Source organism: Shewanella septentrionalis (assembly GCF_025370265.1).
Classification (GTDB): Bacteria; Pseudomonadota; Gammaproteobacteria; order Enterobacterales; family Shewanellaceae; genus Shewanella; species Shewanella hafniensis.
In genome coordinates this window covers 65517-79851 of record NZ_JAMTCC010000004.1, presented here as the reverse complement: position 1 = coordinate 79851, position 14335 = coordinate 65517, and the positions used below count along the sequence as shown (strand labels likewise).

At 44.2% G+C, this 14335-nt stretch carries 16 protein-coding genes; 9 read left to right on the top strand and 7 right to left on the bottom strand.

The window, feature by feature from the left end; all coding sequences use genetic code 11:
• The first annotated feature begins 36 nt into the window (after positions 1–36).
• Complete coding sequence (locus NE536_RS03345; RefSeq protein WP_006079998.1) at positions 37–345, top strand: hypothetical protein; 309 nt, start codon at positions 37–39, stop codon at positions 343–345.
• A 159-nt stretch (positions 346–504) separates the two neighbouring features.
• Entirely contained in the window at positions 505–2262 is a 1758-nt protein-coding gene (locus NE536_RS03340) for a GGDEF domain-containing protein (protein WP_261271796.1), read from the top strand.
• Between the two features lie 38 nt (positions 2263–2300).
• On the opposite strand, the gene NE536_RS03335 is transcribed toward NE536_RS03340, so the two are convergent.
• Complete coding sequence (locus NE536_RS03335) at positions 2301–2825, bottom strand: DUF3016 domain-containing protein (RefSeq protein WP_261271795.1); 525 nt, start codon at positions 2823–2825, stop codon at positions 2301–2303.
• Positions 2826–3101: 276 nt separating this feature from the next.
• Here NE536_RS03335 and NE536_RS03330 point away from each other — a divergent pair, with 276 nt between their 5' ends.
• Both NE536_RS03330 and NE536_RS03325 read left to right on the top strand, forming a co-directional pair.
• Positions 3102–3410 carry a hypothetical protein gene (locus NE536_RS03330; RefSeq protein ID WP_012090285.1) on the top strand — a complete coding sequence of 103 codons (309 nt, stop codon included), beginning with the start codon at positions 3102–3104 and terminating at the stop codon, positions 3408–3410.
• Positions 3411–3545: 135 nt separating this feature from the next.
• Complete coding sequence (locus tag NE536_RS03325) at positions 3546–3860, top strand: hypothetical protein (protein WP_261271794.1); 315 nt, start codon at positions 3546–3548, stop codon at positions 3858–3860.
• Between the two features lie 12 nt (positions 3861–3872).
• On the opposite strand, the gene NE536_RS03320 is transcribed toward NE536_RS03325, so the two are convergent.
• A complete protein-coding gene (locus tag NE536_RS03320) occupies positions 3873–4382 on the bottom strand; it encodes a DUF4240 domain-containing protein (protein ID WP_261271793.1) in 510 nt (169 codons plus the stop codon).
• Positions 4383–4512: 130 nt separating this feature from the next.
• Here NE536_RS03320 and NE536_RS03315 point away from each other — a divergent pair, with 130 nt between their 5' ends.
• The 4 genes from NE536_RS03315 to NE536_RS03300 all read left to right on the top strand — a co-directional run bounded on the left by NE536_RS03315 (position 4513) and on the right by NE536_RS03300 (position 7190).
• The gene (locus tag NE536_RS03315; protein ID WP_261271792.1) at positions 4513–4893 is read left to right on the top strand and encodes a hypothetical protein; all 381 of its coding nucleotides are present in this window, start codon (positions 4513–4515) and stop codon (positions 4891–4893) included.
• An 83-nt stretch (positions 4894–4976) separates the two neighbouring features.
• The gene (locus tag NE536_RS03310; protein WP_126492811.1) at positions 4977–5774 is read left to right on the top strand and encodes a response regulator; all 798 of its coding nucleotides are present in this window, start codon (positions 4977–4979) and stop codon (positions 5772–5774) included.
• 159 nt (positions 5775–5933) lie between these two features.
• Positions 5934–6206: an HU family DNA-binding protein gene (locus tag NE536_RS03305; RefSeq protein WP_006079990.1), complete on the top strand. Its 273-nt coding sequence runs from the start codon at positions 5934–5936 to the stop codon at positions 6204–6206.
• A 291-nt stretch (positions 6207–6497) separates the two neighbouring features.
• Positions 6498–7190, top strand: coding sequence for a TorF family putative porin (locus tag NE536_RS03300; RefSeq protein WP_261271791.1), 693 nt, complete (start codon positions 6498–6500; stop codon positions 7188–7190).
• Positions 7191–7276: 86 nt separating this feature from the next.
• Here the strand turns inward: NE536_RS03300 and rimK are convergent, their stop codons facing one another.
• The 4 genes from rimK to NE536_RS03280 all read right to left on the bottom strand — a co-directional run bounded on the left by rimK (position 7277) and on the right by NE536_RS03280 (position 12671).
• Complete coding sequence (gene rimK, locus NE536_RS03295) at positions 7277–8182, bottom strand: 30S ribosomal protein S6--L-glutamate ligase (protein ID WP_006079988.1); 906 nt, start codon at positions 8180–8182, stop codon at positions 7277–7279.
• Between the two features lie 161 nt (positions 8183–8343).
• Positions 8344–10077, bottom strand: a complete 1734-nt coding sequence (locus NE536_RS03290) for a putative bifunctional diguanylate cyclase/phosphodiesterase (protein WP_261271790.1) — start codon at positions 10075–10077, stop codon at positions 8344–8346.
• A gap of 9 nt (positions 10078–10086) precedes the next feature.
• Positions 10087–10521, bottom strand: coding sequence for a response regulator (locus tag NE536_RS03285; protein WP_006079986.1), 435 nt, complete (start codon positions 10519–10521; stop codon positions 10087–10089).
• The gene (locus NE536_RS03280; RefSeq protein ID WP_261271789.1) at positions 10518–12671 is read right to left on the bottom strand and encodes a CHASE domain-containing sensor histidine kinase; all 2154 of its coding nucleotides are present in this window, start codon (positions 12669–12671) and stop codon (positions 10518–10520) included. Before NE536_RS03280 ends, NE536_RS03285 begins: the two co-directional genes overlap by 4 nt.
• A 324-nt stretch (positions 12672–12995) precedes the next feature.
• On the opposite strand from NE536_RS03280, the gene NE536_RS03275 reads away from it, so the two are divergent.
• The gene (locus NE536_RS03275; protein WP_006079984.1) at positions 12996–13172 is read left to right on the top strand and encodes a PA3496 family putative envelope integrity protein; all 177 of its coding nucleotides are present in this window, start codon (positions 12996–12998) and stop codon (positions 13170–13172) included.
• 181 nt (positions 13173–13353) lie between these two features.
• Here NE536_RS03275 and NE536_RS03270 read toward each other — a convergent pair whose 3' ends face one another.
• Positions 13354–14316 carry a PDC sensor domain-containing protein gene (locus NE536_RS03270; protein ID WP_261271788.1) on the bottom strand — a complete coding sequence of 321 codons (963 nt, stop codon included), beginning with the start codon at positions 14314–14316 and terminating at the stop codon, positions 13354–13356.
• Between the last annotated feature and the right edge of the window lie 19 nt (positions 14317–14335).

Below are 14335 nucleotides of genomic sequence, written 5' to 3'. Positions count from 1 at the left end.
TTATAATTCCTGCAAATTTTGCAATGAGACGCTGTTATGCCACATACCAAGGTTATAGAGCAACTGAAAGAGAATCTTCAAATCGCCTATCGCCAAGCCATAGACGCCGACGCTAAGTTAGATGAGCTAAAGAAAGCTGGCCATGGAAACTTCACCAGCATATTCACGGCAGAACAAGGTTTTATCGCTTCGAGTAATCGTTTTCTACCCTATGTACAAGAGTTGGTCGATGACTTAACTCGCATGGAAGAATATGAGGCGCTCGATCCTAAAGAACTCGAAACCTATGTGCGCCAGCTCGGTGCGTTACTGCAAACATTGCAGGCCTTTAAGACGCAAAGCTAAGCTTGATTAAGAGCTGAAACTCGCCATTGGCATTCAGCTCTTTTCATCTGCTATCCACTCAAACCCCAGCATAGCTAACGCTAAGCTCCCTCAAAATTGTCATCATTTTGTCATTTCTAAGTCATAGACTCCGCTCACATAGACGAAGGGGCTGACGTAATGACAAGTTTAGATTTGGCTAAAGAGCTCGATAAAATAATTTCTAAAGCGGCAATCAGTCCCTTATTTCAGCCAATTTTCAATATATTAGAACATAAGATCCACGGTTTTGAAGCCTTGAGCCGCGGCCCTGAACACAGCCCGTTATACTCTCCAGTGCCGCTATTTCAGACCGCCGAGCATGAAGGCAAGTTAAGCGAGTTAGAAACCCTTTGTCGGCGCATTTCACTCGAGCAATTTAAGCTGCGTCAGTTCCAAGGCAAGCTGTTTATCAATATCTCACCCAAGGCATTATTAGATCCCGCGCACCCCAAGGGCATGACCTTACAGCTGTTGCAACAACTCGGCATAGCACCATCGCAGGTGGTGATTGAGCTGTCGGAGCAATATCCCGCCGATGATATCGACTTACTCAAATCTTGCTTGAATCATTATCGCAGCCAAGGTTTTTTAACGGCCATCGATGACTTAGGTGCGGGTTATTCAGGTTTAAGGCTCTGGTCAGAATTGTCGCCCGACTATGTCAAAATTGACCGCCACTTTATCCATGAAATTGATTCGACCCCTGTCAAACAAGAGTTTGTCCGCTCGATTGTGGAGTTATGCCAAAGCTTAACCTGCAAAGTGATAGCAGAAGGGATTGAAACGCAAGAGGAATTAGCCGTACTCAAACAACTGGGTATCGTCTATTGCCAAGGCTATTTGCTAGGGCGTCCAGAAGTGCTCCCCTGCCGCGCGATGAAAGCGACCTTAGTGCCAAACAATACTCAGATTCAACCTAGATACAGCGAATCCGCCGAAAGCCTGTGCACGAACGCCATCACAGTGGCGCCCACACTCAAACTCAAATTTTTAAGTGACACCTTTAGCTCGCAACCCGCACTGCAGGCGGTTGTGGTAGTCGATAATCAGTTGCCGCTGGGGATTATCAGCCGCGCGACCTTACTCGAACTTTTCAGTACGCCCTATGGTCGTGCCTTGCATGAGAATCATGCCGTAAGTGAAGTGATGGACCCGCAGGTCATCCAAATTGAGGCCAACGAACCCTTATCTACTGTGAGCCAATTGCTGACCTCAGAGACGGCCAATACAGTCGCTCAGCAGTTCATCATACTTCGCCGAGGCAAACTGCTCGGCATAGGCCACACTAAAGATTTACTGCAAAGGATCACAGAGCACAGAATTAAGATGGCCCGCCATGCAAATCCTCTGACAGACTTGCCGGGCAATGTGCCCATTCAGGAGGAATTAAAACGCCTTAAAATCCAAAAGAAACACTTTTATCTAGCCTATTTTGATTTATGTAACTTTAAGCCCTATAACGATATTTATGGCTTTTGTCGCGGCGATGAAGTGATTTGTGAAGTGACTAATCTGTTACTGAAATATAAAAGTGACAATTGCTTTGTCGGCCATGTGGGCGGCGATGACTTTGTGATTATCAGCACCTGTGAACATATGATCAGCCGTTGCCAACGAATTCTAGCGGACTTTGAAACCCATAAGCATTTGTTTTACAGCGCCGAGCATTGGCAAGCTCAAGAGATGCTCGCCGACGATAGACAAGGCGAAGCCTGCTACCATCAATTGATCAGCCTGTGCGTGGGTATCTTGCCACCAGCACTGACCTTTAACGCCAATGAACACAGCCTGTCGACCTTAAGTGCCCGGGCAAAAAAACAGGCAAAATCCGCGAATAACGGATTTTACCTGTTAGAAAATCACCTTACTATCGAAACTCAAGCGCTCAGTGCTTGAGTCTTAAGTGACCGATTTAACAATTGAAGGATTGACGATTAAAGTTGTGGGGCAATCGTCTTCTTTAACCAATCAGTCAACATTTTGGTTTCGTACATAAAAGGTTTATCTGTTAAAGATTTAATCCCATCCATGAAACCCATATCCGTCAGTTTTTCATCACCCGCAATAATCACTTTATCGTTTTCTAAAACTTGATAGGAAAAAGTTATACGCGGTGGATAAATGTCTTTAATAATGCGTAAATCATTGGCGGTCGCGCCAAAGGTTGGGCGCATATCACCCGCCAGATCAACATCGGTGATAGTCATTTCAAGCTTTTGATTCGGCTTTAAAATCTTCGCAGCTTCTTTATTGATGTTTTCTGTTAAGGTCTCAAATAAGCGCTTTTCATAGCGGGATTGGATTTCCCCCGATGATTTGATATCGCGAAAATCCTTAGGACTTTGCCAAACAATTTTAACCACCCCATCTTCGGTGACGGGATTCACAGGCGCTTCGTCGGCTGCCCAAGCCGCACTGCAACTTAATACACCTGCGAGTAAAAGGGACTGAATTTTCATGTTTGCCTCCAAGGCCTAGATAACTTTCTGAGAACCACAGTACAAAATCTAACCTGAACTAGAGCTTAACGCAAAACTGATATAAGTACAGCTAATGCTGTGTAAGCTTTTGTATAAATACGTAAATTTTATCTGATAACCACAATTGACACGTATCTTTTTGTATCGAGACTGCACTAAGTAAGTGCATAGTTATCAATTTGTGAACATTTTACGCGCATAACCACAAAAAAAACGTTATCCTTCCGCTATTGTTTACATGGCTCACTTAATAAAATGAAATTCCCCGTTGTACCTGTGTTCATTCTTATCCTGTTTACATGCGTGGTTAGTGCGATTTGGTTTATCTCCCCGAGTGATAAAAATACCGGCCCTAAAACTTGGTCTGCCTTTATCTATAACCATGGCTATGACTCTGGAAAGTATAAAAAAACCGATAACTTTGACAGCTATGAGACCTGCCGCGATTTTGCACGCGAACAATCGGCCTTTTACGACGATGTACCTTGGGAATGTGGTTCTATGTGCCAGTTCGATACACGCAAGCAAGGCTTTCAATGCAAAGAAATGAAGAATGAGCGCTAACTAACCGTTCAGCATAGGTTCAATATTTATACAATAAGCTAAGCCCCTCACAGTACAACTCGTTTTCTTTACCGTCTAAGGATGCACGATTTAGAACTGACGTGTTAAACGTAATTTTTAACTTGGAGCTTACCTATGAACCTAAAAACAGCAAATTTATCAAATTCTTACTCACATAAATTCGCTTTACTGGCTCTGCTAACGATCGGAACTTGCATAAGTCTTTCAAGCCATGCGGCGCCATTGACCATCAGCCAACAACAGGCAGTTAACGCTCATTTTAGCAAATTGGCTAAGACGCAACATGCGGCTGAAACCCAAATGACTGAGCAGCTTAAGCAAGATTTTACTCAGCAATTAACCGTGCAAGAACATGAGTTTATGAATGACATCTGCCCTAAATACGGCATGACCTTCGATGTCACAACCAATGCCTGCTTACGCTCATAAGCGATTGCAAGATTAAAATGGAAAACGGGCGCTGAGCTCAGGGTATTGTTGCTTTAAATCCTTGGACTTAGTGCTAAATTTTTTCCCCACGGGCGTCGCCTTGCCCGATGGCATAAAGGGCAATTCATCACCGGTTCTATCTTCATATAATTGCCCAGCAATAAGATCGTATTCATCCACAAAGGGATAAGCATAGGCATCTCGCTCAGGCCAAGCGGCTAAACGCGCTAAAGTATCAGGCTGATTAACCACACCATCGTAGATTTCTTTGCCGAGTGAAATCAAAAAACACCTGAATTCGGCAAAGGCATATTCAGAATCACAGCCCGTAATAATGTAAGCCGCGCCCCAAACCGACCACAAATAGCTACGGCGCATCTGCTGACCAAATATTTTATCGAAGGCTTTTAACTCTTCATTACTCAGTTCGGCGAGTTTCTGCTTCAGTGCTTGAGCCAAAGACTCCTGTGATTGCGCCGCCTCCGTACGCGTGACTAAACCCCAAAACTCAACTTCTGTCATAAACTTCACCTAATAGAATAAGCCTTTCGCAAAAGGCTTATTCTACACGATATTAAGGTTATGCTGGACTCGGATTAGGGCATTTCCTACACTTGCTCATCTTCTTCGCTACCTGTCTACATATCCATCTATGCCTAAACGTCTTATGCTACTGATCTCTTTATATTGCCTCTTCAGCATTGCCGCACTTTTACGGGCCGTGACAACGCAATCCTTTGATGTATTCACCCTAGGCGTCCTCCCCGTGCTCGTTGGCATAATGATGCGCACGCCATGGTCGAGCTTAGTATTGAAGATTTATATCGGCATGCAAACCTTAGGATTTTCTGCCCTAGGTATCACAGCGATTATTGCCTATCGTATTACCCCTGAAGATGTAAAAGTGATTGTTTCTGGCCACAATATTCCTATGTTGCCGCTGACAATAAGCATTATTGTCATTTTACTCTTGCAGTATTGGATCGCATTTTCTAAGGTCACGAGTCATTATTTGACCCGTCAAACACGGTAATGGACATTTGTTGCTAAGCTGTTACTAATAGCGTAGCTTAGCGACCCAATAAAATACTTGCGACTCTTAACTTGAAGTAGACTATGAGCCATTTATCGCCCAGTGAACTATCCATTCTTTTGGTAGAACCTTCAGATATCCAGCGTCGAATAATTATTCAGCGCTTGCAACAAGAAGGTATTCTCAGCATTCAAACCGCAGAAAATATCGAAGCGGCTAAAGATATTATTGCTCGCCACAAACCCGATCTTATCGCCAGCGCCATGCATTTTGATGATGGCACCGCCATTGATCTTTTGGGTTACCTAAGGGCTAACGCGGACTGCAAAGATATTCAATTTATGCTGGTCTCGAGTGAGTGTCGCCGTGAGCAACTTGAGATATTCCGCCAATCGGGTGTGGTCGCTATCCTGCCTAAGCCCTTCAGTGCCGACCATTTAGCCACAGCCTTAAATGCCACTATCGATCTGCTCAGCCACGATGAACTCGACCTCAGTAACTTCGATGTGCAAGATGTGCGCGTATTAGTGGTCGATGATAGCCGTATGGCAAGAAATGTCATTAAACGCACTATCGGTAACTTAGGGATGAAACTGATTACCGAGGCCGAAGATGGTGCACAGGCCATAGCGTTGATGAAAAACAATATGTTCGACTTAGTCATCACTGACTACAATATGCCCAGCGTAGATGGTCTTGCGCTGACTCAATATATTCGCAGCGAAAGCCAGCAATCGCACATTCCCATCTTAATGGTATCTTCCGAAGCCAACGATACCCACCTCAGCAATGTGTCCCAAGCGGGGGTGAATGCCTTATGCGACAAGCCCTTTGAACCCAAATTGGTTAAAAAATTACTCTATCAACTGTTAGAAGAATGAAACCAGAATAAAACTTAAGTCACGAACTGAGTAAATATTCTGCGCTTTACCGAACATCCTGCGGCAGCTTAGACGCAAAAGGCTTTCCAAGCGCTGAACCTTATGGCATGTTAGGCACGCTTATTTCAAATAAATCTACGGAAAGAAGAGACAATAAAAATGAACAAAACTGAACTTATCGCCAAAATTGCAGAAAATGCCGATCTAACGAAAGTAGAAGCCGCACGCGCATTGAAGTCTTTTGAAGCAGCCATTACCGAATCAATGAAAAATGGTGACAAAATCTCCATCGTAGGCTTCGGTTCGTTTGAAACTGCGACTCGTGCTGCTCGCACTGGCCGTAACCCACAAACGGGTAAAGAAATTCAAATCGCTGAAGCGACTGTGCCTAAGTTTAAAGCGGGTAAAACCCTACGCGACAGCGTAAACTAAGCGAGAAAATTCAAAACAACGCCTCCATTGTGAGGCGTTTTTTTTTGCTTTCTTCCAGTGAAACCCTGAATATTTTTTGCACAACAAGAGTGCGCCTCTGCCCCATAAGCTGGCAAATAAAAACATTTCATTAACACTTGATATTCTAATGTATTGTTTTACATATGATTGTAATAGTGGCATGTGATTAGCAAATCCCTTCTTAGAAAAAAACCAAGATGCACTAATGACCACTGCTTACTTAAGTGCGCCAATGGTGAATCGATAAATAAGTCAATCGAGGGGATGAGCATGAAGAAATCACTGTATAGCGTTTTGGCCTTATCGACGGGAATGTTACTGGCTGGCAATGCCTTTGCAGCCGTATCAGGCAACATTGGTGGTACCTCTAATTACCTATGGCGCGGTGCGACCCAAACTAAAGATGCGGTCGCAATCCAAGGTGGGATTGACTACAGCCATGATTCTGGATTTTATGCCGGCACTTGGGCATCGAATGTGGATTTTGGTGATGATACGAGCTACGAGCTAGATCTCTACGCGGGTTATGGTGGCAATATTACCGAAGACATCAGTTACGACTTTGGCTACCTCTACTACGCCTACCCAGACGCTCCTGGCAGCATTGATTTTGGTGAACTCCATGCTGCAGTAACTTGGAAGTGGCTTGAACTGGGTTACTCCCATGTCATCAATGCCGGTGACGATGTCGCCGCCGATCCGTTAGATAATAAAGATCTCAGCTATCTTGCCGCGACTGTCTCTGTGCCTCTCACTGAAAAACTTAGCTTATCAGTGCACTATGGCTACTCAAGCGGTGATGTTGTGCAATCTTGGTTTGGCGAAGATAACTATGCCGACTATAACGTCACACTAAGTGCAGATACCAGCATGGGCACAGTGTCGTTCATGGTTTCTGATACCGATCTCACCGATGATGATGCCAAACTGGTACTCGGCTATTCCTACAGCTTTGATCTCTAAGATCTAACATTTAGGATCTTACGTCTAAGCTCTAAGCATAAAAAACGCCACCTTAAACGGTAGCGTTTTTTTAGCGTAATCAACTATTAGGCAATAATAGGTCTATTGGTTTTACGGGCAGCGACCATTTTCTCGATATATTCAACAATAGGCTCAGTCACTGAAATCCCTGTGGTTTGTTCAATCCCTTCAATGCCTGGCGCCGAATTCACCTCAAGGATCAAAGGACCACGATTAGAGCGTAAAATATCCACCCCAGCGACCACCAATCCCATCGCTTTCACCGCCGCAATCGCCATCTTACGTTCCACTGCAGTGATTTTAACCACCTCACCACAGCCACCCAAATGCAGATTAGAGCGAAAATCCCCCTCGGGACCTTGGCGCTTCATAGAGGCGATGACCTTGTCACCGACAACAAAACAACGAATATCACTGCCATTGGATTCTTTAATGTATTCCTGTACTAAGATATTCGCTTTCAGCCCCAAGAATGCTTCTATCACGCTCTCAGCAGCCGTTTTCGTCTCAGCTAATACCACGCCAATCCCTTGAGTACCTTCGAGTAACTTAATGACTAACGGAGCGCCGCCCACCATATTGATGAGGTCGGGGATATCATTTGGCTTATTGGCAAAGCCTGTCACTGGCATGCCAATCCCTTTACGGGAGAGCAATTGCAGCGCCCGTAATTTGTCCCGAGAACGCGCAATAGAGATTGAATCATTCGCCGCATACACGCCCATCATCTCGAACTGACGAACAACGGCACAACCATAAAAAGTCACGCTGGCATGAATACGCGGAATGATGGCATCAAAGCCAACTAATTCAGTGCCTTCATAATGAATGCTAGGCTTAATGGAATTAATATTCATGTAGCAGTTCAGTGTATTGATCACGACCGCTTCATGTCCACGGCTTTGACAAGCCTCCACTAAACGTTGCGTCGAATACAACTGGGGGAATTGGGATAAAATACCTATTTTCATTGCTGAGTGACCAACTTAAGCATGAGTGAATAAACCGTTCTGCAGCACTAAAAGCACAGCGACAGAAAAAGGGGCTGATATTTGTCTATTGCTCAGTGTAAAGCAAGAAAATATTCCTCACCAGACGAAATCACTATGCTATTGAAATAGTTCGAGACCTCTCACACAGGGAGCTGAGTTTGGGTTAATAGTGGCAGAATATACTTGGCCTCAAACGCCGCGGTATCTAAGGGACGTGAAAATAAATACCCTTGTAAAACCGTGCAATGGCGCGCAGTACAAAACTCTGCTTGCTCAACGGTTTCCACTCCCTCCGCCACAGAAATAACATTAAAACCATAGGCAAAGTTGAGTAAAGCGGCGAGCAATCGGGTGTCTTTTTCATCTTTATCGTAGGAAGCGACAAAGCTTTTATCGATTTTCAGCACGCTGATCGGAAACAGTTTAATGTGTTCTAATGACGAAAAACCCGTCCCGAAATCATCGAGGGCAAAACGCACCCCTAATCCGGCGATTCTATCGAGCACTTTGGCATGTGCATGGGGATCTTCAATAAGGCAATTCTCTGTAATTTCAAGCTCTAATGCTCCAGCAGGCAAGCCTGTCTTAGTCAATATATGCACTATTTTATCGAACAGGTTCTCATTGCCTATTTGAGAGGCGGAGAGGTTAACTGCAATAGTAAATTCTTGGCCTAAAGGCTGTAACTGGGATAACCAAATCTGAGCTTGGGTGCAGGCTTGTTCAAGCACCCAATCATCAATGTCATCCATTAAGCCAATTTCGTCAGCAATAGGTAAAAATTGATCGGGGGCGATAATGCCATCCACTGGATGCTGCCATCGGATAAGGGCTTCCATCCCCACCAACTGATGGGTTTTCGCATTAACCTGTGCCTGATAATGGACCTTAAACTCATGTCTTTTTAAGGCCATACGCAAACTTGACTCGATATGATTACGGTAGCGCACCTCTTTATCTAAGGCTTCCGAATAAAACTGTATCTGATTTCGGCCCATCTTTTTAGCGCGATACATGGCGATATCGGCGCATTTCATCAATTCAGAACTATTCGAAGCCGCTTCATTATAAAAAGCCACACCGATACTGGCACCAATAAGCACGTCGTTATCACCGAGACAAAACACGTCCTCAAAGACTTTTAGCAGTCGATTGGCCACTATCATGGGGAAATATTTATAATCGTTATCCGTCACCAGTACGACAAATTCGTCCCCGCCTAAGCGGGCAATAATATCGCCATCGCGCAGCACTTCACTTAATCTGGCCGCCACTTGAACTAACAGCACATCACCAGTTTGGTGGCCTAAAGTGTCATTGATCGCTTTAAAATCATCGAGATCGAGTAAGATAACGGCTAAATAATCGTGGCAACGTTTCGCCCTTGCGATCGCTCGATTCAGACACAGTTCAAAGCCATAACGATTAACCAACTTAGTGAGCGAGTCGTGCTCGGCCAGCTCTTTGAGTTTTTGATGGCTATTACGTAACGCCAATGCCATTGAAGATCTTTGTTTTGCGTAGCGAATCGCACGGGTTAGTATCCGCGAATTAACCTCATCCTTGAGCAGAAAATCCTGCGCACCTAATTCAATGCAGCGCTGGGCCAGTTTTTCATCTTCATAGCGACTCAGCATCACGACCACAGTCTGATCTTGCGTCATGGCATTGAGCTTAATTAACACTTCTAACCCATTGGCATCGGGCAATAAATAATCCAATAGAATGCCGTCGAAATGACGTTCTAAAGCAAGATTTAACCCATCAAATGCACAATTGGCTTCGATCACATTAAACGTCAATTTCGACTGTCTAAGTGCTCGGATAATTGCCGTTCTATCGACTTCATCATCATCGATCAGTAGTAAATCCATATACTCACCTTATGCGGATGGGAGCTCGACTATTCGCCAGTAACCTTCAAGCATGTTAAAAATATTGTTAAAACCGTCTTTTATGTCAGTTTTAACCATGTAGCCAGCCACATGATGACTATAGGCCTTCATTCTATCTTCATCGGTACTCGACGTCGTGAGCATAAAAACGACAGATGATGAAAGTGAAGGATCTGAACGTATCCGCTCAAGAAACTCAAAGCCATTCATTCTTGGCATATTAAGGTCGAGTAAAATTAGATACGGGCCTTTAATTGTGTCTAAGCTGGTGAGAATTGCGAGTGCCTCAATGCCATCCCGTGCGCGCACTAAAGGATTGAGTAACCTAAGCTGTCTCATCGCCCGCTGCACGGCCATGTAATCCACATCATCGTCATCAACTAATAAAATAGTGACCTGTTGATATTGATCTGCTGCTCTCATAAAAGCTCCTTTTTCACTATGTGCTTAGGCCAAGTAAAGTAAAAACAACAGCCTCTACCCTGCGATTTGAGTTGAATATTACCGCCTAAACTTTCAACTGTTTTCTTCACAAGTGATAAACCTAAACCACTGCCTTCGACTTCATCTCTAGGTTTAAGTGTTTGAAACATTTCGAAGACTTTATTCTGATAGGCACTCGAAATACCTGGCCCATCATCCAACACACTGAATAGATAATGTTTACTTGTACTCTCACATAAAACGGTAATGACACCTGTAACTAAGTCATGGTGCTTAATGGCATTACTGATTAAATTTCGTATCACTAATTCCAACAAGGCGCGAACGGTATGGAAGTTCGGAAACTCCCCTTTGAGGACTAATTCGAACCCCTGAGGTGGCGCAACGAGCGCAAACATATCTTCAACCAGTTGCCGACTGTTGACCTCAGTGGTTTCAGTATCGACACGGCCAATACGGGAGAACATCAATAGCCCATCGAGCAATAACACCATGCGGTGAATACGGCTTTGGATCAGCCAGAGATATTTCTGCTCATTTTCATTGGTGTTATCGGATAAATCCTCTGTTAGCCAAGAGGTTAACTGCTCGATACCCCGTAGCGGGGATTTCAAATCATGGGAAGCGATATAGGCAAAACGGTCGAGTTCTTGATTGATGCGCTCAAGCTCTTGCATGTGTTCTGCACGCTGAACTTCAATGCGCTTACGTTCAGACACATTGTTAATTGTCGCAAGAATGAAAATGCCATTACTGAAATGAATAGGCGTCAGCCCCACTTCTATCGCGAGTCGACTGCCATCTTTACAACAGCCAAATAAGTCATCCCGCATCGACATATTTTTCGCAATCGGCTGCACTAAATAATGATTCATGTGCTGCTGGTGCACATCCCTCAGCGCGTCTGGCAATAACATATTGATAGAGCGGCCGAGTAACTCATCTCTGGCATAACCAAATAAACGTTCGGCATGGGTGTTTACCAATGTAATAATTCCAGCCTTATCCACCATAAACAGTGCGCTTGGAGAGGCTTCAATGACGAGTCTAAAGCGTTTTTCATTCGCGATTAGCTCAGAGGTAAGTAATGACTCTTTATATCGATTACGCGCCATGATTAGCACCGAGTAAAACAATGCCAAAATGAATGCACAACCGATAAATTGCAGCCAGATACCTTGGGTCTCTTCCGATCTTGAGATAAAACGCGATTGTGATGAAATGTCCAAGCGCCACTGCCTACCGCCAATCAAGTCGGTCTGTGACTGATAAAACACATCTTTTTGATTTGGCAGTACTTTACTGCTAGTGAACATTAAACTGTCTGCATTTGCCTGCGGGTTTTCATAAATAGCAAGTTTCAAACCTGAGAATCGATCTCCCATAATCCCTTGCATGAGGTCGTCCATCCTAAACGCCGCATATACGAGTCCAATCGCCTGTTGTTTCCGTTCAACCTCCGTTGCCACCGTTCCTTGATAAATGGGTAAATACATCAAGAAACCCGCTTGAGCATCTTCGGGCGTATCTTGAACTAAGGCCACCTTGCCTGAGATAGTTGGCTGGCCAGTGCTAATGGCGTGATCTATGGCTTTGCGCCGATTAGCCTCGGAACACATGTCATAACCAAAGGCTCTTTGATTGCGCCAATCAAAAGGCTCTAAATACAAGATCACGCAATACTGATCACGTACGCCTTCTGGGTATACTTTATAATCTTTAAAGCCTTCGGCCTGAACGTGTTGGACATGGTTATCTAATGTGTCAGGCTTAAGTAACTGAGCATAGCCAAAGCCTTGAAAACCTGGGTAATACTCAGATAAATGCGCATTGACAACATAGGTTTGCCACTCCTTTCGGGTCACATCATTTGAAGATAATAACAAGCCAACACCACCGCGTAAGACTTGCTCATAGGCAAGCATTCTGCGATTCACCGCTTCGGTTAACTCTTGCACACTGTTTTCGAAACGCTCTTCACCCCTATCTCTAAGATATTGCTCCAGCACATACCAGGAAATGCCCATGAAAAGTAAAGCAGCGATAATCATCAGCCAGCTAGAGCTCAGCACGCTAAAATAGATATTATTTGATGGGCTATGCAGTTTAGAAAACTCATCCTTGTCCATTTGAGCCAATTCCCTAGCAAACTATCAGCAATAAACACAGTTACAAGTGTTGTTGTAAATATGTCTAAATTCAAGTTTATCCTACTATTTAACTCGGAATTAACCCGAATATATCGATGACACTGTTGTGCTCTCAATCACAAAATAAGCAAGAACTGAATTAATCAAATATCCAATTGTAGCCTCAGGCTTAAGCCAAACAGCGGCAAGCTGAATCATCCGGCACACGGGAAGAATTTTTCACCCTGACTCACAAAATTATTTGCTTTTCTACCCTACTCTTTTTAGTTAGAAAGTCGTTAGGAACAACAAGAGGAATTCGTTATGGCTCATATTACTGAAGTCGTGCCCAACGATACTGAACTTGAGGCAATGACCACACCGAGAAACAGCAAAGCTGCCGAGGCAATGCAACATAGACGTGAAGTCAAAAAGCGTTTAGAAGACTACCTCGAACGGGCGGAGTTAAAGCGTGCATTAGGAGATGACGATTTTTTCTAGCCTATTTGATCTCACTATCTAGTGGGCAAAATTAGGGTGATGCTGCGTTAAATCGCAGAGTGTTCATCTAGAACTCACACAGTTCGTGTCCACTCAGACCTAATATCTCACCCAGCCCTCAGTGCTGGGTGAGACTTTGTTTAACCCTCTTATGCCCACATTAAACGCTGCAGTTTCACAGTCACTTTTTACCGCTTTTATAGGCTTGAGTTTTAATCAGCAACCATTCGGCCTTAGCGCCTAAATAAACGTAAGCACCTAATCCTACGAGTAAACCAACTACGGCTAACATCATCCAAATTGCGGGTTCAATATATTGTTTCTCACCGAGTGACGCCTTGAACATAGTCAATAACGCCTCAATGGAAATGGCAATAAGGATGGTAGACACAAACCGTGTAATGGTTCGCCGCGTTGAGCTGTGGCGAAAGATATCCTTATGCATTAGCACTTCTTCTTCGAGAATGGTTTTCCCGAGATCAAAAATCGCTAAAGCTAACGTCATAAAGATAATGATCCCAAAAGGTTGCAGCGGCTCTTGGCCAATTCGCTCGACCGTAAAGAGTCCGTAAATATCCCGCAATGCGGTCCAGAGCAATACAGTAACCAGCACAAACAACCCTGCCACTATCACGCCATAAACCGCTTTAAATGCTGGCGTTACGCGCCGCCGTGCACTGTCGCCCATCATAAATTCAATCAAACGGGTCAAGTCCACATCCACCACTAAATAACCCAGTTTTTGCTCCTGTTGATAAATCGCTAAAGAGGCGGAGAGGCATAAATTACCACTGGCATTGGATAAATAGGGACGTGTAATGTTGACGCCATCGGACTCATCACGATTAATGAAATAGGGTCGTTGGCTGCGATCACGATTGCCACCTAACGGAATTAACTCAATTTGGTGGTCTACTACAGCGATATTCTGACTTATCTGCAAGCCTTGGCTATCGAGTAAATACATCAGCTCGACAAAGGGATAGCTCTTCGCGATTCCTTTCATCGCTTTGACATCGACCTTAGGTTGTTTAAATAACTCGGCATCGGCAATCCCAGTTAAAATGGACTCCATCAGTTCATGCACTGTGGCTTCGTATTCGTGATACCGCTCGATCACACTCAAATAACTCATCGCTGCCATGTTTTGCTCCAATCAACCG

Excerpts from the sequence above, each read along its gene's own strand:
- NE536_RS03345 (WP_006079998.1), top strand. The coding sequence starts at position 37 with ATGCCACATACCAAGGTTATAGAGCAACTGAAAGAGAATCTTCAAATC.
- NE536_RS03340 (WP_261271796.1), top strand. The coding sequence starts at position 505 with ATGACAAGTTTAGATTTGGCTAAAGAGCTCGATAAAATAATTTCTAAA.
- NE536_RS03335 (WP_261271795.1), bottom strand. The coding sequence starts at position 2,825 with ATGAAAATTCAGTCCCTTTTACTCGCAGGTGTATTAAGTTGCAGTGCG.
- NE536_RS03330 (WP_012090285.1), top strand. The coding sequence starts at position 3,102 with ATGAAATTCCCCGTTGTACCTGTGTTCATTCTTATCCTGTTTACATGC.
- NE536_RS03325 (WP_261271794.1), top strand. The coding sequence starts at position 3,546 with ATGAACCTAAAAACAGCAAATTTATCAAATTCTTACTCACATAAATTC.
- NE536_RS03320 (WP_261271793.1), bottom strand. The coding sequence starts at position 4,382 with ATGACAGAAGTTGAGTTTTGGGGTTTAGTCACGCGTACGGAGGCGGCG.
- NE536_RS03315 (WP_261271792.1), top strand. The coding sequence starts at position 4,513 with ATGCCTAAACGTCTTATGCTACTGATCTCTTTATATTGCCTCTTCAGC.
- NE536_RS03310 (WP_126492811.1), top strand. The coding sequence starts at position 4,977 with ATGAGCCATTTATCGCCCAGTGAACTATCCATTCTTTTGGTAGAACCT.
- NE536_RS03305 (WP_006079990.1), top strand. The coding sequence starts at position 5,934 with ATGAACAAAACTGAACTTATCGCCAAAATTGCAGAAAATGCCGATCTA.
- NE536_RS03300 (WP_261271791.1), top strand. The coding sequence starts at position 6,498 with ATGAAGAAATCACTGTATAGCGTTTTGGCCTTATCGACGGGAATGTTA.
- rimK (WP_006079988.1), bottom strand. The coding sequence starts at position 8,182 with ATGAAAATAGGTATTTTATCCCAATTCCCCCAGTTGTATTCGACGCAA.
- NE536_RS03290 (WP_261271790.1), bottom strand. The coding sequence starts at position 10,077 with ATGGATTTACTACTGATCGATGATGATGAAGTCGATAGAACGGCAATT.
- NE536_RS03285 (WP_006079986.1), bottom strand. The coding sequence starts at position 10,521 with ATGAGAGCAGCAGATCAATATCAACAGGTCACTATTTTATTAGTTGAT.
- NE536_RS03280 (WP_261271789.1), bottom strand. The coding sequence starts at position 12,671 with ATGGACAAGGATGAGTTTTCTAAACTGCATAGCCCATCAAATAATATC.
- NE536_RS03275 (WP_006079984.1), top strand. The coding sequence starts at position 12,996 with ATGGCTCATATTACTGAAGTCGTGCCCAACGATACTGAACTTGAGGCA.
- NE536_RS03270 (WP_261271788.1), bottom strand. The coding sequence starts at position 14,316 with ATGGCAGCGATGAGTTATTTGAGTGTGATCGAGCGGTATCACGAATAC.